This is a genomic window from Roseobacter sp. FCG-D35 (assembly GCF_033436665.1).
Classification (GTDB): Bacteria; Pseudomonadota; Alphaproteobacteria; order Rhodobacterales; family Rhodobacteraceae; genus JAWQFO01.
In genome coordinates this window covers 157,852-182,011 of record NZ_JAWQFO010000001.1, presented here as the reverse complement: position 1 = coordinate 182,011, position 24,160 = coordinate 157,852, and the positions used below count along the sequence as shown (strand labels likewise).

Below are 24,160 nucleotides of genomic sequence, written 5' to 3'. Positions count from 1 at the left end.
CGGCAAAATTTTCCGCTTGCACCGGCTGCAGCGATTGCCTAATCAACCGCTCACCGAGAGTGGCCCGTTCGTCTATCGGTTAGGACGCCAGGTTTTCAACCTGGAAAGAGGGGTTCGATTCCCCTACGGGCTGCCACTTTTCCGACATCGCCAGACAATCTCGTGACATGCTTTCAGAGTGAAGGCTGCCACTTGTATAGGCGCCTTTTCCCGCATAGTTGCCGGAGATCTCGCTGTCAGGTCGCGCGACGGCTTCGGTTAAGGGCGCCCACCTAAGCGCCGGGCATCTCGATCCCCAGATCGCGCAGAAGGTGATAGTAGGCCAGGATGGTCAGCACCCCGAGCGCGACGGTCGCGATCACCTTGTGGGTGAAGCCGTGCCGGTGCTGCTTTTGGCGTTGCGCATGAGCGGTCACGTCCATCATCTCGTCGCCGAACCAGATCGAAAGCCCGGTGCCCACCGCCGACAGCGCGAGGATCGACCAGTTCGGCCACGGCTCGAGAAGGATCGTCCGCAGCAACCCGGTCAGCGCCGTGTCGTCATAGGCGTCGGGCGCGACACTGAGGGCCACGACGTTGATCGCCACAGCCACGGCCCAGACCGCGACCTGCGTCCAGATCATGCGAGTCCCGAACAGCAACCGGACCGGGAAGGCGATCAGGAAGCCTCCATCGGCGACCGGTGTGCAGAGGACAAAGAAACTCCAGGAGAGCGCGGCGAGCCATGCACCGGTCGCGGCGTCGTACTTCCAGCTCATGGCCGCGAAATAGGCCACCAGCACCATCACCAGCAGCAAGAAGCGCCAGAGGCTTTCGCGGTGCGTCGCGTGGGCAAGGTTCAGGGACATGCGGTCCTTCCTCGGGCACATCTTTCGGGATCCATGGCAAGCATGTCCTGCCCGTTCTGCCAAGTCTCAATTGTGCCGACTGCGCACCCCGGACCAACCTGGTCCGTCCGGGCGGGTGGCATCTGGGTTGCAAGATCGCACATGTCTCGGACAATGTCCGCACACTTGGCGCCTGTCCGGCGGCAAGTCGGATCAAGCCAATCGGTCGCACGGCGCCTTATCCTACGCTCATAGCCGTCACAGCGACGGGCGTTCGGGAAGCACACTGTTCCAGACGCCATCGACGGCTCACCCCAACAGTTCGCGGCCAACACAAAATCGAAACCGGGCACCTTGACGGTGTTGCCCGCGGCGCACTCAGGCCGCCGACACTCGCCAGATCACGTCGCCGACGTCATCCGCCATCAGAAGCGATTTGCGGTCGGGGCCGATGGTCACCCCGACCGGACGTCCGTAGGCAAGCTTTTCGTCTTCGGACAGGAAACCGGAGAGAATGTCTCGGGACGGTCCGCTCGGCTTTCCGTTCTCGAAAGGCACAAAGATCAGCTTGTACCCGCTCAGGATCGAGCGGTTCCACGAACCGTGCTGACCGATCACCATGCCGTTGCCGAAGCCCGGCAGCGTGCCTTCGGGCAGCCAGCAGAGGCCGAGCGAGGCGGTGTGGCCGCCCAAAGCGTAATCGGGCGTGATTGCCCGGGCCACCATCTCCGGATCCTGCGGCACGCGGTCATCCACCGTCTGGCCCCAGTAGCAGTAGGGCCAGCCGTAAAACCCGTCCTCTTCGACCGATGTCAGGTAGTCGGGCGGAGTCTCGTCGCCAAGACCGTCGCGTTCATTGACCGCGGTCCACAGCTTCCCGGTCTCCGGCTCCCACGCCATGCCGACGGCATTGCGCAGGCCCGAGGCGAAGATGCGCGCTTCGCCCGTCGCCACGTCCAGTTCCCAGATCGCGGCGCGGCCTTCTTCGGCCTCCATGCCCTGATCTCCGATGTTCGACAGCGACCCGACGCCGGCATAGATCTTCGTGCCGTCCGGCGAGACGATCAGGCTGCGCGTCCAGTGCCCATGCGGCTTGAACTCCACGAGCATCTCGCCCGCACCCGACAGAGCGGTCGCGCCCTCGCGGTACTCGAAGACCCGGATGCCGTCGGTGTTGCCGAGATAGAACCGGTCGCCGATCAGCGCCATACCGAACGGCTGGTTCTGATTCTCCACGAAGACCTCGCGGGTCTCCGCGGCACCGTCGCCGTCGGCGTCGCGCCACAGGGTGACCCGGTTGGCGCTTTTGCCGATCGCCTTGACCCGCCGCATCGTCGCCTGGGTGGCGTGGTCCATCAGGGTTTTCGGCGGGCCGGGCTGCTCCTTCGATTCGGCTACCAGCACGTCACCGTTCGGAAGCACCTCGATCCAGCGCGGGTGATCGAGGCCCGAGGCGAAGGCGTTGACCGCAAGCCCGGGCGCGCAGATCGGCAACCGGCCATCCTTCCAGCCTTCCGCAACCGGCATCTTCAGCGTCATGATGCCCTGTTTTTTGGCCTCGGGTATCTCGGGGTTCTTGCCGAAGGCCTGGTGACCCGGCGATCCCATGCGTCGCATCATCGCGACCGTGCCGCCCACCAATGCCGTTGCTTTCGCGATCAATTCCATGCCTGCACCTCTCTTCAACCGGCACAGCCTACCGGAGGTCGCAAGAGAGTGACAATCGGTATTCGCCGCGTCTGTAGGCAGTGACGCGTCGCGGCGACGAGAGTCCGCAAGTTTCGTGGGTCAAGCGTCCACGCGGGCCGCGCCCAAGCGGGAAAGCGGAGCCTCTCGAATTCCGTGCGCTGGGGGTGTCGACTCGTCGGCGGAGAGATCCGGATTCGCCGCCGTGTGACAGCGCGTAGACATAGGTCTGGGAGAGCTCAGAATACGAGCCGGAGGCGCCGAAATCGCCCGCGTCGATACCGATAGGCGTGAGTCCGGAGGTAAGGTTTCGACCATTTCTTGACGCAAAGATCTCTTTCGGCGCCATCGAGGTACAGGCTCGGGCGACGTTGGATCGGAACACTTGGCGCGTGGGAACGATGCTTGCCGCCGGCACCATGCAACACAATGCCTAGCCGTTCAGGGCGCCCTAGTGCCCGGCGTATCCCGCAACCACCTGCAGGAGCTTGAAGGCGGTCGAGGCGTCGTTTTCGACCACGGCCAGGAACTCCTCGGCGCCGAGGCGCAGCGCCTCGACATCCGTGTGCGCCCGCATCGTCAGCGCACGCGGCACGTTCCGTATCAGGCCGAGTTCTCCGACGAGGCGGCCGGGCCCCACCGTCGCGACGAGGTCCTGGGTTCCGTCCGGCAGCGGATCATAGAGCCCGGCGGAGCCAGACAGGATCATGTAGGCCCCGTCGCCCGGATCGTCATCCTTGTTGAAGATGATCTCGTCCGCCGAGGCGGAATACCACTTGGCTCCAAAGGCCAGCAGTCGAAGCTGCTTGCGGCTGAGCCCCGAGAACAGGTCCGTGCTTTCCAGGGCGCGCAGCTTGCGCGTGAGGTCGGCCCCGGCGTGGCTTTCGTCGATGTCCGGCGTCGCCAGACCCGCCGAGACGACGCGACCCTGCCGGATCTCGAGAAACTGGTCGAAGCGCTCGGCATCGCCGAAAGCGTCCGAGAGGTAGATCATCGTCGTATCGGGCATGAGCTTGCGCAGGTTCTCGTGCATCTCTTGGCGCGCGTCACTGTCGTAACTGGCGAGAATCTGGTCGAGTACGAGGATGTCGGGCCGCTTCACCGTGGCCCGGCTGAGCGCCAGCGGCTCGGCGAAGAGCGCCGGCAAGTTGAGACCGGAGTGGGACATCTGCAGATCGTAGATCAGCTGCATCACCTGGTTGCGCAGCCCTTCCGCGTCCAGCACGTCCGATACGATCTTGCGCACCTCCTCGGCCCGGGCTCCGGCCCGATCCGAGACCATGCCGAAAAGAACGTTTTCGAGCACCGACAGTCCCGGCGCCACGCGGTCGGGATCGATGGCGACGAAGATGTCGCTGAGCTCGACGCGCAGCTTTTCGGCGTGAGCGGCGCGTACCTTCAGCACACGGTCCTGGATCTGTTTCGAGAACTGTGCGCCGAACTGTTCCGCCGGCAGTTGCGCCGGCAGGGTCATCAGCATGATCTTCTCGGCCTCGCTGAGTGGTTTGTGGACGTCGCCCTTGCGATCCAGCACAAGACGCGCCGCGGCTTCGAAAAGGCGCGGGTCGAGACCGACGTTGCGAAACAGTGGGTGCTCGGTCCCGTCCGTGCCGAAGATCTGCGCAAGCATCTCGATCACATCCGTGGAGAGCTCCAGCAGCGTCTCCTCCTGCCCCAGTTCGCGCAGAAGCTCGAAGAGGCGCGTCTGTTCGGCCAGTTCCTCGTGGTTCATCGGGCGCCGCAGCGTGGCGTAAAAGAGGTTGTTGGCGACGCCAAGCGCCGGGTTGTAGGTTTCGGGGTCGAAACGGTGGACATGGCGCTGGAGCCCCGCCGCCTCGATCGCCGCCCAGACCTTGGGACGCACCTCGACAAGGCGGTTCGCCAGCGCCGGGTCCATGTCCTCGCGGCAGTCCTGGTCGAGGCTGCGCCGGAACAGGGCCGAGCCGCTGCCCATCGCATCGACAAGCGACAGCCACCAGCTGCGCAGATCGGTCACGGTGTCGAGACCGGCAAGCCGTGGATCGAGCCACTCGGTGGTCAGCGTGTCGGGGCTGTTGCCGGCGCGCGTGGCCTCGAGCGTGTCGTCGTCCACGCGGGAGCCCTGCGGCGGCCGCGGCCGCAGCGGCATCAGCGCGTTTTCCCCGAACGAGCCCTGGAACAGGATCGGACGCGAGTTGGCATGTCCGATCCGCGCCGCGATGACCGACTGGTGGATCCGTGACAGATCCTGCCCATCGATGGTGACCCGGCCGCTGCTGGGCAGCACCTCTCGGGTCACGACAGCAGAAAACGCCTGCCGGTCCTCGTCGTTGCGCGCCTCGATGCCGACCAGCGCGCCTTTCGCGAACCGCGCACTGACGTTCTCGAGCACCGGGTTTCCATCGGCGTCGGTCACCGTCACATCCTCGAGTTCGAGCGCCCCGTCGAGATGCGGGATTTGCTCCGGCTCATCCTCGAAGAGCCGGGCATCGAGCATGCCGGCAGGCGAAAAGCGGTCGTGCAGGATTTCCCAGCGCACGGTCATGTCGGCAGCCTGGTTGTAGTAGACCAGCAGTTCCTTCCAAGGTGCGCTCAGGTCCTTGTAGGCCGCGAGTGCCGCGACCAGCGCGCCGAGCGATACCGAGCCCTCGATCACGAGGTAGCCGCCGACCGCGAAGAAGAAGAACGGCGTGAGCTGGGTGATGAAGTTGTTGAGAAACTTCATGAAGAACTTCTTCTGGTAGATCTGGAAGCGGATGCGGTAGACCGCCCCGAGTTGTCGCGTGATCTGCGCAAGACGGTAGCGCCAGCCGCCGTGGGCCCGCAGCGTGCCGGCCCCCGCCGCACTCTCGCCGATCAGCGAGGCAAGGGTGCGCACTTCGCGGATCCGCTCCTTGTTCATCCGGTTGATCTGGCGCTGCAGCTTCGGAATCAGCCAGGCCTGCAAGGGGATCAGCGCAACCGCCGCAAGCCCGAACCAGAAGCTCTGCAGGAACAGGAAGAACAGAATCGTCAGCATCTGTCCGGCCTGCATCACGGGCTGGGCCAACGCGTCGCCCATGATCCCGCCCATCGGATCGGTCTCGGCGGTGACCATCGACACCAGTTCGCCCTGAGAGGTGCGCTCGAAATAGGCCGAGGGGAAGCGCCGCATACGGGCGATAAGATTGTAGCGCAGGCGGCGCAGCAGGCGTTCGGCGAGAATACCCTTCATCGTGTTGATGCGCATCTTCATCAGCCCGTGGGCCAGCACCGCGGCAAGGAACGTCCCGCACAGCAACCACAGGAAGGTGACCTGATCTAAATCAACGCCCAGGACCTCGATCTGCCGGCTGCCGGCACCGATGGCGTCGTTGATGATCCGTTTGGGAAGCTCGAGCGTGAGGAAGAGAAACGGGAAAAGTGCGATCGTGAAGATCAGCAGGACAAGCTGATCCCGTTTGGAATGGGTCCAAATGAATGAAAACAACGAGCGTTCGATAATTTGCGCTCCCTGGAAAGGGCGAACGGCACCCCCGGTCTGCCTCCCGGAAGCACACCGGGAATCTGGCACAAAATCAAATGCAATTCGAGGGCTAACCTGCCCGCTCACAATGAAAAACTGCCCGCCAACGCAACCTTCGCGCGAAATATTTGGGTCAGCAAGGAACGAGAGCCGTTTTGGACGCATCGAAGTTCTTACCCGGAACGGTCGAGAATGACGCGTTGACCTGCAGGCCACGCGTGCGGTTCTGTCGCGTAACCGAGGCGCGAGTATGCTTGCCTCCTGAAGCGGTTGCTGAGATTATGTTGTCCGACGACACATGCCTGTCTGCCGCCGGGAAAACGTCCCGTCGGGACGAACCTTGGAGCCGCCGGAAAACGAAGGCTAGCAAGGCAGGCAGGCGGCGGTTGGCGCGTTGCCGGCCGGTCGAGGGGATACGAACGAATGGCGCTGAGCGCGGGCATCGAGGGCCAGAGGCGACAGGTTTCGGTACTGTTTGCCGATATCGAGGGCTTTACCGAGACCGCCGAGCGTATCGGTGACGAGGCCGCTTTCCGGCTGATCCAGATCGTTTCTGCCAAGATGATGGAAGCCGTGCATGCGCAGGGCGGTTCGGTCCAGGAGTTTCGTGGCGACGGCATCATGGCGCTCTTCGGCGCGCCCACCGCGATCGAGGATGCCCCGTTGCGCGCCTGCCGCGCGGCCCTGCGCATCCAGAAGACCATCGAGGAGGTCAGTGACGATCTCGAGGCTCAGCATGGCGTGCGCCCGCGCGTGCGTGTCGGGGTTCATGCCGGCCAGCTTGTCGTCGGCGAGGTCGGCGACGACAAGCGCCTGCGCTTCACCGCCATCGGCGACACCGTGAACCTTGCCGCGCGGCTCGAAGCCGAGGCCGAACCCGGCTCGATTTACGTCAGCGAACCGCTGCTGTCGCTGGTACGCGGCCAGGTCTCGGTCACCGATGTCGGTACGCGCAAGGTCAAGGGAAAGTCGCGGCCGCAGCAGATGTATCGGCTTGACGCGATGAAGGAAGGCGTGTCGCGCTTCGATGTCTCGCGCACCATGGGCCTGACCGAGTTGCAGGAACGCGACGCCGAACTGTCGCGGCTGCGCGATCGTTTCGATCGCGCCAGCGCCGGAAACTACGAGATCGTGCATGTCATCGGCGAGGCCGGCATCGGCAAGTCGCGCCTTATGCACGAGTTCCGCAAGAGCCTGCAGGGTATGGAGGACGTTCTCTTCCTGCAGGGTGACTGCCATGCCGACGGCGCCGGCACGCCGTTCCTACCGCTTGTCGAACTCGTACGGAACGCATTCGGGATCACCCGCGAGGACGGGCGCGACGTGGTCGAGACCAAGCTTGCGGCAGACATGCAGCAGATCGGGTTCGCCGATCCTGAGGCCCTGCCCTACCTGATGATGCTGCTGTCGCTGGACGAAGACGGCGGTGCGCGGCCCAGCAAGAACGCCGATGTCATCGGACAGCGCATGCGGCAGATCCTGATGGACCTGCTCTGGCAGGCCTGCCGGACCCGCAAGGTCGTGCTTTTCATCGAGGACCTGCATTGGGTCGACCCGGACTCCGAGGAACTGCTCACCCGCATCGCGCGCAGCGACGAGGGCGACACCGGCCTGATGCTGGTCTGCGCGTTCAGACCCTATTACGCGCCACCTTGGGAAAAACTCGACAACGTGTCGTCGCTGCGGGTTCAGCCGCTTAGCAAAGAGGGCACGATCCGGCTGCTGTTCGAGCGACTGGGGATTACCGGGCTCGAGGCCGAGATGGTCGGGCTCGCGGTCGACAAGGTCGAGGGCAATCCGCTTTATGCCGAGGAAATTGCGCGATTCCTTCAGGAACAGCGCACCGCCAGCGCCGGCAAACCGCAAAAACCGGATGACGTGGTTCTGCCCGCCAACCTCCAGAACCTCGTCATGGACAGGTTCGACCGCCTCAACCGCGACACACGCACGATGCTGCAGGCGGCCTCCGTGGCCGGGCGGCGCTTCAACGGCAAGCTGATCCGCGACCTGCTGGGACTGGACAGCCCGGTCGAGGACCTGCTGGCCGAGGCCGAGCACCACGACCTCGTGCGCCGGGTCGAAAACCGCGACACCGAGTATTTCTTCAAGCACGTGCTTGTGCAGGACGCGATCTACGACACGCTGATGGCCGCGGCTCGCACCAAGCTGCACGCCGATGTCGGGCTGGCGATCGAGGCCGAACATGCCGGGCGCACCGAGGACGTGGCCGACATCCTCGCCTACCACTTCGAACGCTCCGAACTGCACGACCGGACGGTGCGCTATCTCGCGGCCGCCGGGCGCAAGAGCCTCAGCCTGTTCTCGCTCGAGGTCGCGGATGCGAATTTCGCCCGCGCCGTCGAATTGATTGAAAGCCACGTACCGGAAGTCGATCCCGAGCTGCATGCCGACATCTTCCGCTACTGGCTCGAAGTACAGCAGTGGCGCGCCGATTTCGCCAAGAGCAAATCGACCTTCGAGCCGCGCATGGACACGCTGCGCAGCCTGGTCGATACCAACAGCTACCCGCGCGCGCTTGCCCTGCTGGGGGTCGCCTATGCCCAGATCCTGCGCTTCGACGAAGCGTCCAAGATTCTGCGCGAAGCGATGGCCATCGGCGAGGCGCGCCAGGATCACGAGACCATCGGCCATGCCTGCATCGGTCTCATGGGCCTTCACTGCAACCGCTGGAGCGCCAAGGCCTTCGACGGCATCCACGAGCTCGACAGGATCGCGCGCGATGCGGTCGATATGGACCGCGAACTCTACCTGCGCATGTACTGCGAATTCTTCGTGGCCTGGGGACATTCCCAGCGCGGCGACATGGACATCGCGCGCGAGATGGGCCTGGCCTCCATCGAGCACGGTCGCGCGCGCAAGTATCCGGGCTCGGTCGGGTATGGTTGCATCGCCGTGGCCTTCAACGACGGCTATTCGGAACGCTACGAAAGCGCCATCGCCTATGCCGAGGAAGGCGCGCGGTCCTCGGGCGGGTTCATCGACCAGTGCATCGCCCAGGGTATCAAGGGCCTGGCGATGGCGCTGTCCGGCGATGGCGAAGGCGGGCTCAAGCTGTTGCACGACCTCGCCGCCCGGCTTGAAGGCAAGGACTTCCAGTCGATCTATAACATCGTCGACATGCCCACCGGGGTCGCGATGGTCCAGACCGGGGACCTTTCAGGCGGGGTCACCTGGATCGAGCGCTGCGTCGGCGAGCATGGCGCGCTCGGCAATGTCCACGGCGAGGCGATGGGCAACATCGTTTTGGGCGAGATCTACCTTGCGCTGGCGATCGGGTCGGAAAAGCCCGAGCTGCGCGTCCTGCTGAAAAACGCGCTGTTTCTTTTGCGCAACGCACCGTTCGCCAAGACCCGGGCGCTTGCGCATTTCGAACGCGCGAGCGCGCTCGGAATCGAAAACGACATGTTCGGCATCGCGGCACAGGCGCTTTACGACAAGGCGATGACCCTGCGGGCGATGAAACGCCCCTCCGAGGCGCTCGCCGCGCTGCGCGAAGCCCAGCAGGTCTGCGCCCGAATCCGCTGGCGCATGATGGCCGACAAGATCGACGATGCTCTGTCCGCCGCCGTCCCGCTCGCCAAGTCCGGCCCGGCAACGGTCCCGCTTGAAAAACGTCGCGAAAGCGACTGATCGGAAAGCGTTTTCAGGCGTTTATGTTGGCGTCGAGCCGGTCCGGCGTCACGCGCCATGTCGCGTGCGGACGGGTCCACATCTGCATCTGCAGGTCGCGCAACTCGCTCTCGAATTGCCAGAACAGCTTTTTGCCGGCGTTGTCGACAGCGAAATAGGACAGATCCTGCATCAGCACGGCGCGGTTGACGTTCAGGTTGAAGTTTCCGTTGATCACCTTCTGCAGCACGTCCAGCGGAATGCGCTTGCCGTCACTGCGCAGCCGCACCGGGTTGCGGTCGACCCAGAGCTGGTAGTCCCACATGTACGAGCCCAGAAACTCGTGCGTGACCGAGGCCATGTAGATGAACCCGCCGATCAGCCGCGCCAGCCCGGCACGGGTCAACCGTCCGCCGAGGATTCCGTCGACACCGTTGGGCACCAGCCGGTTCAGCTCGGCGATCCAGGCCTTGACCTGCGGGTCGGCGCGCAGGGCCTCGTCGGAACCGTAGTAGTGTTCGATGTAGCGTTGCGCGTGGGCGTTCATCACGTCGTAGAGCTCGACGAGATTGTCCTGCACCGGCGCGTCGATCTCGACATCATCGAGCCCGCGGTCCGACCAGTCGAGCGCAGGCACGATGACGCTGGCTCGGTAGTCGCCGTAGGTTTTGTCGAAGAGCTTCCACAGCGCCTCGTGCGTGAACGAGAACATGGTCTCGAAGGAGCCGCCCTTGACCAGTTGCAGGCGCGTGACGAGGTAGTTGCTGTTCTGGGTTCCGAAGACATGCGGCCAGATCAGGCGGCAGATGACGTGGTCGTGGCTCAATTCGTTGCGCGTGGCGATGGCGAAGGGCGTCCCGCAGGCAAGGTGGACATGGTTGAAATGCGCCACCAGCGACGTCTGCGTCGAGGCGGCGCAAAGCGCGATCGCCTTGGCCTCTTCCCAATCGGCGTCGCCGGGAACCGTTTCCCCCAGCTCGCTTTCGATCTTCCGCGCGACCGGCTTGCGGTTCTCGATGTCGAAGAACACCCGGCAGCCGATCCCGCGATAGCCGTCATGTGTCTCGAGCCCGTCGAGATCGCGGAAGTCCCAGACAAGGTTGCCCTCTTCATCTTTATGCAGAAATCCCGCGTAGGGACTTTCGACCGCCATCACGCCGAGGTCCGGATATCCAGGTCCCGCCATCTCGGAGGGTATCTCGGGCGCGCGATAAAACTTGCGGTACTTGGCGTCGTAGGCGTCGTTCATCGCCCGCTCAATGTCCGCGTCGATCTCGGGCAGGCCCTTCTGCATTGGCCCGAAGATCTTGAACATCAGCAACCGGAACCGGAACACCCAGAGCATGAGCCCGCTGGCCTCGTCCTCGGGGATGTGATCGGCGAGTTTGGCGTTGTGCACCCGGATCGCCGGGATGCGCTCGGCCACCGAGACGGCGCGCAGCTTGCGCTGACGCTCGGGCGGCAGCGGGATCGGTTCGACCTTCTTGCCCTTGAAGATCGTGATCGAGATCCAGTCCCAGAACCCGCGCCGGAATTTCCATGTCAGACTGCTCATGCTCACGCTTCCCGTTCCCCGTTCATTGCTGGAAAGACACGTCGTTCTCGGCCCCGGGCCGCGGCGTCCAGTCCAACGCGTAGTTGTCGCCCCGGACCCGCGCCCAGGGGTCGAAACTGTTGACGACATGCTCGAGTTCGCCGTGCAGCGCAGGCAGGTTGCGCAGCATCACCCGTTTCATCGGCAACATCTCGATGCGATGGCCATTGTCCCGCGCAGGCTCCATGACCTTTTCGGGCCCGTTGTTGTTCACCCAGTTCAGGCCGAAGGTCGAATAGAATTCGGGCCGATAGCTCGACGTGAAGAACCGGTCGCTGAAAAGACGCCGCGAGGCGTTGATGATGAAGATCTGGAACTGCGTTTCCGAGATCGCGAAGCCGTGCGGGCGCGTCGTCTCCGCCAAGTAGCCGACAATGGTGTCGAGGTCCTCGATGTTGTCGACTTCGGTCCCGTCGGGATGGCCAAGGCAGTCGTTGGGGAACTCCGTGCCTTTCTCACCTTCCAGCGTCGCGGCATCGGGCGAGACTTGCGCAGTGCTGATGATCTTGCTCGCGTCGCAGACATGGGTGCCGTAGATATCGCGCATGAGATTGATCAGCTTGCGCTGCTCCGTGAGCGCGGCGGCGCGCGCAGCCTCCTCCTCGGGCGTGTAGTCGCCCTCGATCAGCAGGCTCTTGTCGATGAAATCGTCGAAGCTGGTCAGCTGGCGCAGGCCGATCTGCCGCCGGAACTCGTTGAACCGCGGGATGCCGCGTTCGCGGTCGCGGATGAGATCGAGCGCCACGACGTCGAGATACCGCTCGGCCGGCTTGGTCCGGGCCGGCATTTCGAGGTTCTGCAGGAACTGCGGATGGTTCTGCAACGCAAGCATTCCCAGACGCTGACGTCCGAAGCTGAGCGCGATGTCATCCATCCCGATGTCGCGCATCACCTCCGTGGCCTTGGCCCGGAAGGTCGAGACCACCGGCAGCTTGGCGGTGATCGCGTCCGGGTTGGCGTCGTCGCGCAACTCGATCAGGTCGGGCAGCAGCGGGTGCAGACGGTAGACACTGACGAACTCCTCGGTGAAGTTGAAGGGAGAGCCGAAGTGGTTGGTCCCGTTGTTGGCATCCTCCGTCCGGTCGTAGCGATAGCCCGCCTTCTGTGCGCCCGTGCCGACGATCCCCGCCCCCGAGGACAGGACCGAGTAGAATTCGTCGACGAGATGCGGATCGTCCGAAGCCTTGGCATCCGCGATGGCGTCGTGCAGCGCCGCCTCGACGCGCGGATGATCGGCGAAGAGCCCGCTCCAGTTCGAGTTCATGCCGAGATAGAGCGGCTCGTCGTAGAGCAGCTGTGTGGTCCATTCGATGGTGTGGATCTTGGCGATCACGGCCGCCACGACCAGCCGGGCGATCTGGAACAGGTCCTCGTCGCTGACCTCGGCATAGGTGATCACGCGGTCCGGGAACAGCGGGTTGCGCAGACCGCTGTCGCTCTTGGCGATCAGAGGTTCGGCGGCATGCGCCCGGAAGGCGTCGACGAAACTGTTGTGCTCGCGGATGAACAGCGTGTGCAGGAAGCTGAGCCCGATGGACCAGTTCTCCGGAAAGGCCGTCGCCTCCTGGCCGGCCCATTTCGGGTTGATCGGGTCGGGGGTGCAGTCCGTGGCGCCTGCCTCACAGGCCTGAAAGATCGGCAGATACCCTTGGTCGTCCCCCTCTTCGGCGCGCAAAGGGCGCAGAAGTAGCTTGGCCGGATCGTCCGGGTCGCGCTTGGCCCGCGCGTGCGACACGTCCGAATAGCCGTAGATCTGCGAGGCGTCCCACCACGCCGTGACCGTGTTGGCGGTGGTCTGCGGGGCGCGTGCAAGGTAGGTTTCGCCGTCGCTCACGAAGGTCGGTGCAGGTTGGGCTTCCGCCACCAACGCGACCTCTTCCCGCGCACCGGTGCGGCATCCGATCTCGGTCGCTTCCTTCCGGGTCAGCGGGCGCACCTCGTTGTTCTCGCGGATCGTCCGGCAGCCCGTCGGCATGGTCTCGGGCGCGTTGCGCCCCTCGTCGAGATGCGAGAACCAGTCGTGTGTCATGAACTGGATCCAGTAGGCGGCCATGACGTTGAAGAACGGTGCCTTCTTGTAGTCGCAACTTGCCGACAGCGGATTGCCCGCGAGCCCCTGCCCGGCATTGCAGGCGCCGGGGTCGCTCTGTTGGCGTGCCAGCAACAGCCGGCTGATGACCTGCGGGTCCGGCACCAGCAGGTCGATCCGGTCGCCGTGCCGGTTGCGCGCCAGTTCGTCGAGCCCGAGCCGCGGGAAGGTCGCGTCGAAGGCGGAGTTGCGCGCGAACTGCATGCCGGTCGAGCCCATTGCCGGGTTGCGTAGATCATTGCAGATGCCGGTCGTCGTGCGCGCCCGGATCAGCGCGCCGGTGCAGACCTGTTCGCCTGTGCCGCCGACCACCTCGAACAGCGGATGCTCGGGCGAAAGCCGCATCTCGGGCCAGGTGTCGAGGATGCGTCCATCGCGCCCGTCGCGTCCCTCGAGATAGGTTTCATAGGTGTAATTGTCGAAAAGGTTGTACTTGATCAGCTCGACGCGCTGGCGTTCGAGGTCCATCAGCGCTCCGTCGAGCCCGCGCCCGTCGCGGCTGAGGTGTGTGCCGATGAAGGTGACCGGGGTCCACCAGTTGACAAGCTGGTCGGCGCCGCCCGCCCCCCAGTAGTTCGACCAGTCGACCCAGGGCGTGTCGCGCAGTTCCGTAAAGCGTTCGCCGCCGCGACAGTTGCCGGTATCGCTGCGGACCTTGCCGAGGAAACGGTCCTGTCGGTCGTCCGACAGCGGAACGAGCCCGCGCGAGAGCATCGCCGTGCAATCGCTGATCGTGGGATCGGCCACACGCCAGATGCCCAAAACCACGACGAGACACGCCAGAAACCCGCCCAGACCGATGAGCACCTTCTTTAACATCGCACCCCCCCAATAGGCCCGACGTTCCGCCCGGCCATCCTCGCGGCGGGGTCGAAACGGATCACTGTCATGTCGGGAGAAGCCGGTGGTCTCTCAAATCCGCGCGTCGCAATTTGCGCAGGCTAATCACAATAACTATCAATTGCTTATCCCTGTCGGGCAAAGCTTATGCGCCGTTAATTGCAAAATCAATTCGCAATACACGCAGGCCGCGATTTCAGTGTCGATCTCCGATCCGGTCAAAATGGTCGGTCGGTAATGCGGAAACGTTGTGCGAGGCGCAAAAGGCGTTTAGCATCAAGCCTGTGGCGCGATCGGGTCAATTGTGGGCCTGCGGCGCGGACAAGGGGGATGCGATGTCGAATCTAGCGGGCAAGGCCTATGCGATGAACGTGGTCACGCCGCTGTCGCCCTGGCATTCACTCGTCAAGAAAGGGATTTTCGTCGTCCTGCGTGCCTTCCCGAAACTGCTGGCGCGGGTGCAGGGCCTGAACTTTATCCATTTCGCGCGCTGGTGCGTGATCGACCGCAAGGACTGGCCGGGCCTCACGGACGAAGAACGCGACGCGCTGAGCTACAACTACATGCTCTTCGCGACGAACTTCAACGGAACCTGGGAGCAATATGTCGATGCGTTCTCGGACGGCATTCCGGACCTGCTGAACCTCGCCTGGTACGGCGACTACAACTATCCCCAGTCGATCCCGACCACGCCGTTCCAGAACTACATCCAGCACAACCAGTACGATACGGATTACGTCTACAACGCCACACCCGGCGCCAATCAGCGCGACATCAAGGCCTCGATCCGGGTCTACTCGGCCCTGCTGGAGCTTCGCGATCTGCACGCCAATGCCGACCCCGAAACCTTCGCCCGCGCCTACCGCGAGACGCTGTGCAAACTGCAGAACTGCCTCGTGTCAATGGGCTACGGACCGGCGGCAAGCGTCGCTTCGCTGAAGGCCGCGGAGGACCGGCAGGCGGCCACCGACGAAATCTGGAAGCATCGCGCGGCATGAGGGACAAGGCATGAATTTCGACGGCGGCCGGTATTTTCTGACCGTGCTGGTGCCGCTGCGCACCGAACCGGTGGCGGGCCCGGACGGCGCGCGCCGCGCCCCCGAGCAGATCGTGCGCCGGGTGCTTGCCACCCTGCCCGTCGCGCAGCAGGACCGACCCAGCGTCGCTAGCGGGCTCATGAGCCCCTTCGCGCGGGTGCCAAGAACGCATTTCGCGCGTTTCTTCATGCTGGACCAGCTGCGCTACAACGGGCGGCGCCGGTCCAACGCGATCCGGGACCTGCTGCTGCGCGAGAACCTGCTGCAGCCCGAGCCGATCGACCGGTTCGCGAAGCCCTACCTCGTCTTCATGGCCGATTTCGATGCGCCGTCGCCGGACGAGACCCATCTCGACAGCTACCTGCGCGGAATGTGGATCAACATGGAAGAGGAGATCCGGCTGATCTTCGGACACTGCCCCGGTTTCGAGGAGGTGGACGATGCCGCCGGTTTCAGCGCTTTCATCCGTGCCCACCAGGTCGAAACGACGATGCCCTACACCGACTACTGGACCGGCACACCGCCGCGCTGGGACCTGCCGATCTATCTGGCAATCGGCAGCGGCGTGATCGTGGCTGCATCGCTGGCGCTTTGGTTCGGCGGGGCCTGGCATTTCGACGGCATCTGGCTGTTCCTGCTGACACTTCTGATTCTCGTCGTCTTCGCGATCGGGCTTGTCGTGCGCGAAGGGCTCAAGATCTGGCCCGCGGCACCGCACAGCGATGTCGCATCGGTCCTCAAGGCGCTGTACCTGCAACAGAATTTCGTACGCTTCGCCATCGACCACCAGGGCGCGGACGACGCGGCGCTGCATGCGGACTTTGGGCGCTTCCTCGACCGACACCGCCTCGACGACCTCGCGGGGCCGACCCAGTCACCCGGCACGCTCAAGACCCCGGGGGACGCGCGATGACCGAACGGCTCGAGCTTGCCGATATTCAGGGCAACATCGTCCGGGCCTATGGCCGTTTCGGCTTTCCGCATGCCCGCTACTTCCTGCTGCACGTCGACGACCCGGCAGCGGGCCGCAAGCTGCTGCGGGCGCTCGAGCCACAGGTGACCACCGCGGAACGCTGGGCCGGTGGACCCGACGACGAGAAACAAGCCGGCGTGCCCCGCCCGAAGGTGACGCTCAACGTCGCGATCTCGGGAGCCGGACTTGCTGCGCTCGGCCTGCCGGGCGAGGCGTTGCGCTCGTTGCCCGAACCGCTGCTGCAAGGCATGCACCCGCGCGCCGCCTTGCTGGGCGACGAAGGCCCAAGCGGGATCGCACATTGGGACGAGGTCTGGCGGTACGCCGCGGCGGACCCGGGCGAGGCCGCGCACATCCTCGTGTCGATGAGCGCGCAGATGACCGAGGATGGCGCGCCGGTGCCGGACCTCGAAGAACGCACCGATTGGCTGCGCCGGCTCGCAAGCGACAGCGATGGCGGCGTGCGCCTTCTTGCCGGTCACGGACCGGACGGGGCCGACTTCCAGCAGGCCGGCGCGTTGCTGGCGCGGCGCGAGGACGGCACGATGCGCACCGACCCGCGGGAACACTTCGGCTTTGTCGACGGCGTCGGCGATCCGGTTTTCGAAGGTCAGTTCGCCCCCGAAGCCGAGGCGCGCCGGGTGCGCGGGCGCGGCAAGATCGTCCATGACGGGACCTGGAAACCTATTGCGACCGGCGAATTCGTCATCGGCCATGTCGACGAATCGCAGGAGCTGACGGCCGCCTCGACACCGGATTGCCTCACACGCAACGGCTCGTTCATGGCATTCCGGAAGCTGCACGAGGACGTCGCGGCCTTCGAGGCCTTCCTCGGCGCACAGGCCGAGACCTATGCCGCGGCGCGAGGCGTGTCGATCGAGGAGGCGTCGGAAACCCTGCGCGCCAAGATGGTCGGGCGCTGGTCCAACGGCGTGCCGCTGATGGCGGCGCCGACCTGGGCGGATCTGAAGGCCTTCGAGGAGGAATGGTCCGACGTCCTCGAGTTGCGCGGCAAGCCCGACAGGACAGAGGCCGAGGAGGCGCGCGTGCAGGCGTGGAAGGAGCGGCTGGTCGATTTCAGGTATCGCGACGACAAGCAGGGCCTGAAATGTCCGATCGCCGCGCACATCCGGCGCGGCAACGTGCGCGACTACCTCGACCCCGATCTATATTCCGACAAGCCGAGCGAGTTCGGCGGCACTTCGATCTCGAACCGGCGGCGCATCCTGCGGCGCGGTTTGCCCTACGGCCGTTTCGATCCCGACAACCAGGACGCGGATGGCGAGCACGGGATCATCTTCATCGGCGTCTGCGCAAACCTTGAGCGCCAGTTCGAATTTGTCCTGCAGCAGTGGATCAACTACGGGATGGACAACAACTCGGGCAATGACACCTGCCCGCTGCTCGGCACCCGGCCCGAGGACACCAAGTTCGTGATCCAGTCCGAACCGGGCAGCGACGAGGCCCCTTACATCATGACCGGGATTCCGCAGTTCGTGACCACACGAGGCGGCGAGTATTTCTTCATCCCCGGGCTCACCGCCCTGCGCATGATCGCCACCGGCACCATCGACCCGATCTGATCCCTACCCGCAGCCACGTCCGCGCAGGCGCGCCGTCTGCGCGCCGCAAGTGTGCCCGATAATGTCCACAATCCGCGTCTAATTCCCGACATCGGGACAGGACGGGAACCCGGACATGAGTTTTCACACAGCGCGTTTCGCGGCCACGCGTGTCACCGCGATTGCTTCGCCAGCGCTGCGCGCAACGCCACCCGCAGCGGAAATCACGACGGTCCGCAAGCGCGCGATGCTGTTTGCCTTGATCCACCAGCAGGACCGCGCCGGAGCGCTGTCGCGCCGCAAACGGAACCGTCTCGATGACACCCTGTCACCCAAAGTCCTGAACGACCTGCGCGCCGCGGCGCTCGAGTCATTTGCGCGCCCGGACGCCGGCCCCGCCGCCTGAAACCTGCTACCTATCGGGGCGGAACCCTGTCGCGACGACGAACTTCTCGGAACTGTCCGAGCGGCTCGCCGGCGGCTTGATGTTCACGACCTTGGCGAACCGCTGCTTCAGTACCTTCTGCAACGCGCCTTCGGCCCCGCCGGCCAGAACCTTGGCGACGAATGTTCCGCCCTCGTCGAGCACGTCGAAGGCAAAGTCCGCCGCCGCCTCGCAGAGCGCGATGATGCGCAGGTGGTCGGTCTGCTTGTGACCCGAGCTGGCCGCGGCCATGTCCGACATCACCACGTCCGCCTTGCCACCCAGCCATTCGCGCACCTGCACGTCGGCATCATCCGCCATGAAATCGAGCTGATGCAACTCGGCGCCCGCGATCGGCTCCATCTCCTGCAGATCGACGCCCAGAACCGTGCCAATCGCCTTGCCGGACTTCTCACCCAGCGCGTTCACGCGCTTGACCGCGACCTGGCACCAGCCACCCGGCGCCGCCCCGAGGTCGACAATCCGCGCCCCCGGCACGAGAAAGCGCAGCCTGTCGTCAAGTTCGAGGATCTTGAATGCCGCGCGCCCGCGATAGCCTTCCGCCTTGGCGCGGCGCACGTAGGGATCGTTGAGTTGGCGCTGCAGCCAGCGCGTCGAGCTCAGCTTGCGCCCGCGTGCGGTCTTGACCTTGACCTTGAGGTCACGCTGACCGCGCCCCGAGGTGTTCTTGGCCCGTCCCGGCTTGCCGCTTCCCGGTTGCTTCGCCATCCTGTCGCCTCGCCTACAAAGCTTCGTCTTCGAGAACGCCGTCGGCGCTCATCTGTGCATAGAGCAACCCCTCGCGCAGGCCCCTGTCCGCGACCGAGAGCCGGTCGGTCGGCCAGCAGCGCATCAGCGCCTGCAGGATCGCGGCACCCGACATGATCAGCGCCTGACGGTCGAGCCCGATGCGCGGATCGGCCCGGCGTCCGGCCGGACCGAGGGCGAGGTAGTTGCGGATCACCCGGTCGATCTGGTCCGAGGACATGCGCAACCCGTCGACCTTGGTGCGATCATACCGCCTCAGACCGAGGTGGCTGGCCGCCACCGTGGTGACCGTGCCCGAGGTGCCGACGATCTGGAACTTCTCCGTCGGCGGCGTGTCGTGGTAGGGCGTGAAATCGCTGAGGTTCTCTTCGAAGAACCAGCTCATCAGGGCGAAGCGCGCGGAATCGTCCTGCACGTCGACGAACTGGTCGCGCAGCGTCGCCACGCCCAGCGGGACGGAGATCCAGTCGACCACGCGCGCCGCCGGCACGTCGGCTGCGGCGGCATGGAACCCGTTGTGCAGGCGCATGATCGCGCGGGCGCGGTCGTCCTTCGGGACGGCGGCGAGGTCGATCCACACCAGTTCGGTCGAGCCGCCACCGATGTCGACCACCAGCAGGTTCTCGGTCTTGCGATTGACCAGGGGCGCGCAGGAGATCACCGCAAGCTGGGCCTCCTCTTCGGGCTTGATGATGTCGAGCCGCAACCCGGTCTCGCGCCGCACGCGCTGCAGGAACTCTTCGGAATTGAGCGCGCGCCGGCAGGCTTCGGTCGCGACGAGGCGCATCTTGCGCACCTTGTTGCGCTTGAGCTTCTGCTGACAGATCCGCAAGGCCTGGATGGTGCGCGACATCGATCCGCGCGACAACCGCCCGGTGCGCTCGAGCCCCGCGCCAAGCTGCACGGATTTCGAGAAACTGTCGACGACATGGAAGCCGCGGCCCTGGGGCCGGGCGATCAGCATGCGGCAACTATTCGTGCCCAGATCGAGAGCGGCGTAAAGCTCGCCGGGATCGGGCGGAACTGGCGCGGGGCTCAGAGCCGTCTTCTGTTCGAGCGCGCCCGCACCTTTGGGACGCTGTGGCGCCATCTGTCGCGCCTTTCATATCGAGTTGCCACAAAGCTAAGCGCTTGCAGGCGCAGGCGCAATAGCCGCGCCGCGACGGCAGACGGCGTGCAAGCGAATGTGACGGCGCGTCCAGCCGCGCTCAGGATCATCATGACGAATTTGGGACTGCGCGTGGGTCGAAGCCGGTCCCGAGCCGGGCTAGAGTGCCCGCGCGTCGCTCGCGAAGCGCGTTCTGTCGAAATCGGGCGCAGAAGGCGGATCGCGAGCGCGTATGGAGTGCCAAAACCGGATGGAATCGGACATGCCTGAAGTCACAATCGTCTACTGGCGCGACATCCCGGCCCAGGTCATCGTGGGCAAGGGTCGGCGCGGCGCGAAACGGCAGTTGCCGGAGCGTTTCGAGCAGGCGATCGACCGCGCGGCGATGAAAGTTGGCGCGGACGGCACGGATGATTACCTTGCGGAATGGCGCAAGGCGCAACCGGTGGAAGTGGCCGGCGAGCCCGAGACCATCGCCGACCAGGAGGCCGCGCGCCTCGAAGCCGAATACGACCGCGAGCGCCTCAAGGCGCTCATCGCCAACGACGGCTGGGCCTGACCCTGTCGATCATAGACTTCAACGCCCTTCTCGCCCGAAAGGATCGCCTCATGGCCCTGTTGAACTTCAAGCGCAAAGACGAGATCGCACCCCTGCGTCCGACGCCGGAGGTCGAGGCGTTCCTGAAGGGCTACTCCATCGAGGTGATGCCGCGCACGGCCGAGAAGGTCGAGAGCTTCCGGGAACTGCTGCCCGAAGGTACGCGCGTCTACATCGCCCATATCGAAGGCACCCCGATCGATGACATGGTGGCGACCGCCAAGCGGCTCAACGCCGAGGGCTATCCAGTCATGCCGCATTTCCCGGCGCGCATCATCAAGGACAAGGCGACGCTGGCCGACTGGATCGCGCGCTACCAGGGCGAGGCGGACGTCCGGCAGGGTCTGCTGCTCGCCGGCGGCGTCTCGACCCCCGTGGGAGACTTCGACAGCTCGATGCAACTGATGGAGACCGGGCTTTTCGACGAAGCGGGCTTTACCCGTCTGCATGTCGCCGGACACCCCGAAGGAAACCGCGACATCGACCCCAAGGGCGGCATGACGAACGTGACCGCCGCGATGAAATGGAAGGATGCCTTCCAGGCGCGCACCGATGCCAAGATGGCCATCGCCACCCAATTCGCCTTCGAGGCCAGGCCGATCATCGACTGGGCGGAGTCGCTCAAGTCCGAGGGCATCACCCTGCCGATCCACATCGGGATCGCGGGTCCGGCCAAGCTTCAGACGCTGATCAAGTTCGCCATCGCCTGCGGGGTCGGCCCGTCGCTCAAGGTGCTGCAGAAACGCGCGATGGACGTGACCAAGCTGCTCCTGCCTTACGAGCCGACCGAGGTCGTGGCCGAGCTTGCCGCCTACAAGGCCGCCCATCCGGACTTCAACATCACTAACGTCCATTTCTTCCCGCTGGGCGGCATCAAGACCAATGCCACCTGGGCCATCGAGAACGGCGGGGCGTCCACGGTGCCGGCGGCTGCCACGGCCTGATGCCGGCATTGCTCTTCGATCTCGACGGCACGATGCTCGACACCGATGCCATCCATCGGCAGGTCTTCGTCGACATGCTGGCGCCGCGCGGGATCGACGTGACCGAAGCCTTCTACATGGAAAACGTGCACGGCCGCCTGAACGCCGATTTCTTCGCCGAATGGTTGCCAGACGAGCCCGACCCCGTGGGCCTGAGCAACGCGAAAGAGGCCGAGTTCCGGCGGCGCCTGCCGCGCCCCTATCCCGGAATGCCGGGCGTCGCGGAGCTGGTGGGACGGGCGTCGGCGGCCGGGTGGCCGATGGCGGTGGTGACCAACGCGATGCGTCCCAACGCCGAGGCAATGCTGGACGCGATTGGGCTGCGGGCGCATTTCGACGTGCTGGTGATCGGCGAGGAGTGCGAACGCGCCAAGCCGGACCCCCTGCCCTATACCCGCGCCATGGAGATTCTGGGCGTCGCGCCCGAGGTGGCCATCGCCTTCGAGGACAGCCCCTCGGGGCTGCGCGCGGCCAGCGCCTCGGGCGCGCGCACCATCGCCGTCCGTTCGGCCCTGACCGATGCCGAGGCCCGCGCGGCGGGGGCCCATGCGTCCATTGCAGATTTCAAAGACCCGTCGCTGGAGGATGAACTCCGGCGGCTCACAGGAGTGACTACATGACCCGTACCATCGTCGAATCGAAAACCAAGACCGCGATCATCGGCTTCGACCAGCCGTTCTGCGTCATCGGCGAGCGGATCAACCCGACCGGCCGCAAGAAGCTCGCCGCCGAACTCGAGGCGGGCGATTTTTCGACCGTCGAAGCCGATGCGCTGGCACAGGTCGCGGCCGGTGCGACGGTGCTCGACATCAACTCGGGCGCGGTTTTCACCAACAAGATGGCCGAGGATCCGCGGTACGCGGACAACAACTTTGTCGAGCCACCGCTGATGCGTGAACTGATCACCCGGGTGCAGGCGATCACCGACGTGCCGCTCTGCATCGACAGTTCCGTGCCCGGCGCGCTCGAGGCCGGGCTTGAGGCCTGCGAGGGGCGTCCGCTGCTCAACTCGGTCACCGGCGAGGAGGAACGGCTCGAGATCGTGCTACCGCTTGTCAAGAAATACAACGTGCCCGTAGTGGCGATCTCGAACGACGACACCGGCATCTCCGAAGATCCCGAGGTGCGCTTTGCCGTGGCCAAGAAGATCGTCGAGCGCGCCGCCGATTTCGGCATCCCGGCCCATGACATCGTCGTCGACCCGCTGGTGATGCCAATCGGCGCGATGGCGACCGCAGGCCAGCAGGTCTTTGCCCTCGTGCGCCGCCTGCGCGAGGACCTCGGCGTGAACACCACCTGCGGGGCGTCCAACATCTCCTTCGGCCTGCCGAACCGGCACGGGATCAACAACGCCTTCCTGCCGATGGCGATGACCGCCGGCATGACCTCGGCGATCATGAATCCTGTCTCCCTGCCCGTTCCGGCCTCGAAAATCGAGGAGAAAAAGCAGGAACTGCTGGCCGCCGGCGTCTCGTTTCCCGACGACATGGATCCGGAACTATTCTGCAAGCTGACCGGTCTCGGCTCGACGAAACCGCGCCCCGGAAAGGAAATGGAAGCGATCCGCGCCGCCAATTTCCTGACCAACAACGATCCGCACGGGATGGCCTGGATCACCTTCAACAAGGAGGCCCCCAAGAAGGGCCAGGAGGGCCGCGGGCGCGACGCCCGGGCCGGGGGCCGCCGCCGCCGCGGCTGACACGGACCGATCAATCGGAAATCGCGCCCCGCCGGAGTCCCGGCGGGGTTTTTTCGTCTTGAGCGGCACACTTGCACAAGCCTGGTCGACCCAGGCCCGCCGCAAAGCGGGCGCGAAGTAACGCCGTCTTAACGGGGCGCACTCTACAAACCGGCCAGCGAGGGTCCGGCACGATGGAGACTGTGATGACGACTTCCTTGAACGCGTCCACCGGGAGGACGACATGACGGATCGCCTGATGCTGGCACCGAGGCTCGACCTGCCGGCCACTGCAGAGTTGATGTCGCAACTCAAGGATCACGATCGCGACGTCGTGCTCGACCTCTCCGAAGTGTCCTATTTCGGCGCGCTATGCATCCAGGTGGTGATCGCGGCGGCGACGGCCGTGCGCGTAACAGGTCACGATTTCAGCATCGTCGGGGCAAGCGACCGCGTCGTCGAACAGCTGCGCGTGATGGGTCTGACGCCCGAGTCGATCGCGGAGGGCCGTTGATGACGCTGGAAATTCTTGCCGTCGACGACAGCCGCACGATGCGCGACATGATCCGACTTGCCCTGACCCCGGCCGGGTTCACCGTGCATACCGCCGATGATGGGGTGCACGGCATCGAGGTGCTGGACGACATTCGCCCCGACGCGATCATCACTGACATCAACATGCCGCGCATGGACGGCTTCGGTTTCATCGATGCCGTGCGGGGACAGAACAAGCATCGCGCCACGCCGATTCTCGTGCTGACGACCGAGGCCGCGCCGGAACTCAAGGCCCGCGCACGCGAGGCCGGGGCCACCGGATGGATCGTCAAACCCTTCGATCCCGAGAAGCTGGTCAAGGCTCTCAAGATGGTCGCCGGATAA

At 64.9% G+C, this 24,160-nt stretch carries 18 protein-coding genes and 1 tRNA gene; 12 read left to right on the top strand and 7 right to left on the bottom strand.

The annotated features are described in order from the left end of the window. Positions 1-61: 61 nt before the first annotated feature. Positions 62-136: transfer RNA gene (locus R5H30_RS00825), tRNA-Glu, on the top strand. A 136-nt stretch (positions 137-272) separates the two neighbouring features. Here the strand turns inward: R5H30_RS00825 and R5H30_RS00820 are convergent. The 3 genes from R5H30_RS00820 to R5H30_RS00810 all read right to left on the bottom strand — a co-directional run bounded on the left by R5H30_RS00820 (position 273) and on the right by R5H30_RS00810 (position 5,961). After that, the gene (locus R5H30_RS00820; protein WP_318326085.1) at positions 273-848 is read right to left on the bottom strand and encodes a hypothetical protein; all 576 of its coding nucleotides are present in this window, start codon (positions 846-848) and stop codon (positions 273-275) included. Between the two features lie 357 nt (positions 849-1,205). Continuing rightward, positions 1,206-2,495, bottom strand: a complete 1,290-nt coding sequence (locus R5H30_RS00815; RefSeq protein ID WP_318326084.1) for a PQQ-dependent sugar dehydrogenase — start codon at positions 2,493-2,495, stop codon at positions 1,206-1,208. 469 nt (positions 2,496-2,964) lie between these two features. Further along, positions 2,965-5,961, bottom strand: coding sequence for an ABC transporter transmembrane domain-containing protein (locus R5H30_RS00810; RefSeq protein ID WP_318326083.1), 2,997 nt, complete (start codon positions 5,959-5,961; stop codon positions 2,965-2,967). A 459-nt stretch (positions 5,962-6,420) separates the two neighbouring features. On the opposite strand from R5H30_RS00810, the gene R5H30_RS00805 reads away from it, so the two are divergent. Next, a complete protein-coding gene (locus tag R5H30_RS00805) occupies positions 6,421-9,648 on the top strand; it encodes an ATP-binding protein (RefSeq protein WP_318326082.1) in 3,228 nt (1,075 codons plus the stop codon). 13 nt (positions 9,649-9,661) lie between these two features. Here R5H30_RS00805 and R5H30_RS00800 read toward each other — a convergent pair whose 3' ends face one another. After that, positions 9,662-11,182 carry a lipoxygenase family protein gene (locus R5H30_RS00800; protein ID WP_318326081.1) on the bottom strand — a complete coding sequence of 507 codons (1,521 nt, stop codon included), beginning with the start codon at positions 11,180-11,182 and terminating at the stop codon, positions 9,662-9,664. Positions 11,183-11,204: 22 nt separating this feature from the next. Next, positions 11,205-14,129 carry a peroxidase family protein gene (locus tag R5H30_RS00795; RefSeq protein ID WP_318326080.1) on the bottom strand — a complete coding sequence of 975 codons (2,925 nt, stop codon included), beginning with the start codon at positions 14,127-14,129 and terminating at the stop codon, positions 11,205-11,207. Positions 14,130-14,485: 356 nt separating this feature from the next. Between R5H30_RS00795 and R5H30_RS00790 the strand changes: the two genes are divergently transcribed. From R5H30_RS00790 to R5H30_RS00775, 4 genes are all read left to right on the top strand, one after another. Further along, positions 14,486-15,148 carry a hypothetical protein gene (locus R5H30_RS00790; protein WP_318326079.1) on the top strand — a complete coding sequence of 221 codons (663 nt, stop codon included), beginning with the start codon at positions 14,486-14,488 and terminating at the stop codon, positions 15,146-15,148. A 10-nt stretch (positions 15,149-15,158) separates the two neighbouring features. Further along, positions 15,159-16,100, top strand: a complete 942-nt coding sequence (locus tag R5H30_RS00785; RefSeq protein ID WP_318326078.1) for a hypothetical protein — start codon at positions 15,159-15,161, stop codon at positions 16,098-16,100. Continuing rightward, the gene (locus R5H30_RS00780) at positions 16,097-17,743 is read left to right on the top strand and encodes a Dyp-type peroxidase (RefSeq protein WP_318326077.1); all 1,647 of its coding nucleotides are present in this window, start codon (positions 16,097-16,099) and stop codon (positions 17,741-17,743) included. The genes R5H30_RS00785 and R5H30_RS00780 overlap by 4 nt, the downstream gene beginning before the upstream one ends. A 115-nt stretch (positions 17,744-17,858) precedes the next feature. Next, positions 17,859-18,128: a hypothetical protein gene (locus R5H30_RS00775; protein WP_318326076.1), complete on the top strand. Its 270-nt coding sequence runs from the start codon at positions 17,859-17,861 to the stop codon at positions 18,126-18,128. A 6-nt stretch (positions 18,129-18,134) separates the two neighbouring features. Here the strand turns inward: R5H30_RS00775 and R5H30_RS00770 are convergent, their stop codons facing one another. Both R5H30_RS00770 and R5H30_RS00765 read right to left on the bottom strand, forming a co-directional pair. Next, positions 18,135-18,875, bottom strand: a complete 741-nt coding sequence (locus R5H30_RS00770) for an RlmE family RNA methyltransferase (protein WP_318326075.1) — start codon at positions 18,873-18,875, stop codon at positions 18,135-18,137. A gap of 13 nt (positions 18,876-18,888) precedes the next feature. After that, the gene (locus tag R5H30_RS00765; protein ID WP_318326074.1) at positions 18,889-20,004 is read right to left on the bottom strand and encodes a Ppx/GppA phosphatase family protein; all 1,116 of its coding nucleotides are present in this window, start codon (positions 20,002-20,004) and stop codon (positions 18,889-18,891) included. A 280-nt stretch (positions 20,005-20,284) separates the two neighbouring features. Between R5H30_RS00765 and R5H30_RS00760 the strand changes: the two genes are divergently transcribed. The 6 genes from R5H30_RS00760 (at position 20,285) to R5H30_RS00735 (ending at position 24,160) form a co-directional block, all read left to right on the top strand. Continuing rightward, positions 20,285-20,581 (top strand): virulence factor, encoded by a 297-nt coding sequence (locus R5H30_RS00760; RefSeq protein ID WP_318326073.1) that lies wholly within the window; start codon positions 20,285-20,287, stop codon positions 20,579-20,581. A gap of 50 nt (positions 20,582-20,631) precedes the next feature. Next, positions 20,632-21,564: a methylenetetrahydrofolate reductase gene (locus R5H30_RS00755; RefSeq protein WP_318326072.1), complete on the top strand. Its 933-nt coding sequence runs from the start codon at positions 20,632-20,634 to the stop codon at positions 21,562-21,564. Next, positions 21,564-22,223, top strand: coding sequence for an HAD family hydrolase (locus R5H30_RS00750; RefSeq protein ID WP_318326071.1), 660 nt, complete (start codon positions 21,564-21,566; stop codon positions 22,221-22,223). The genes R5H30_RS00755 and R5H30_RS00750 overlap by 1 nt, the downstream gene beginning before the upstream one ends. After that, positions 22,220-23,302, top strand: coding sequence for a methyltetrahydrofolate cobalamin methyltransferase (locus R5H30_RS00745; RefSeq protein WP_318326070.1), 1,083 nt, complete (start codon positions 22,220-22,222; stop codon positions 23,300-23,302). Before R5H30_RS00750 ends, R5H30_RS00745 begins: the two co-directional genes overlap by 4 nt. A gap of 223 nt (positions 23,303-23,525) precedes the next feature. Then, positions 23,526-23,795 (top strand): STAS domain-containing protein, encoded by a 270-nt coding sequence (locus R5H30_RS00740; RefSeq protein WP_318326069.1) that lies wholly within the window; start codon positions 23,526-23,528, stop codon positions 23,793-23,795. After that, positions 23,795-24,160, top strand: a complete 366-nt coding sequence (locus R5H30_RS00735) for a response regulator (protein WP_318326068.1) — start codon at positions 23,795-23,797, stop codon at positions 24,158-24,160. The genes R5H30_RS00740 and R5H30_RS00735 overlap by 1 nt, the downstream gene beginning before the upstream one ends.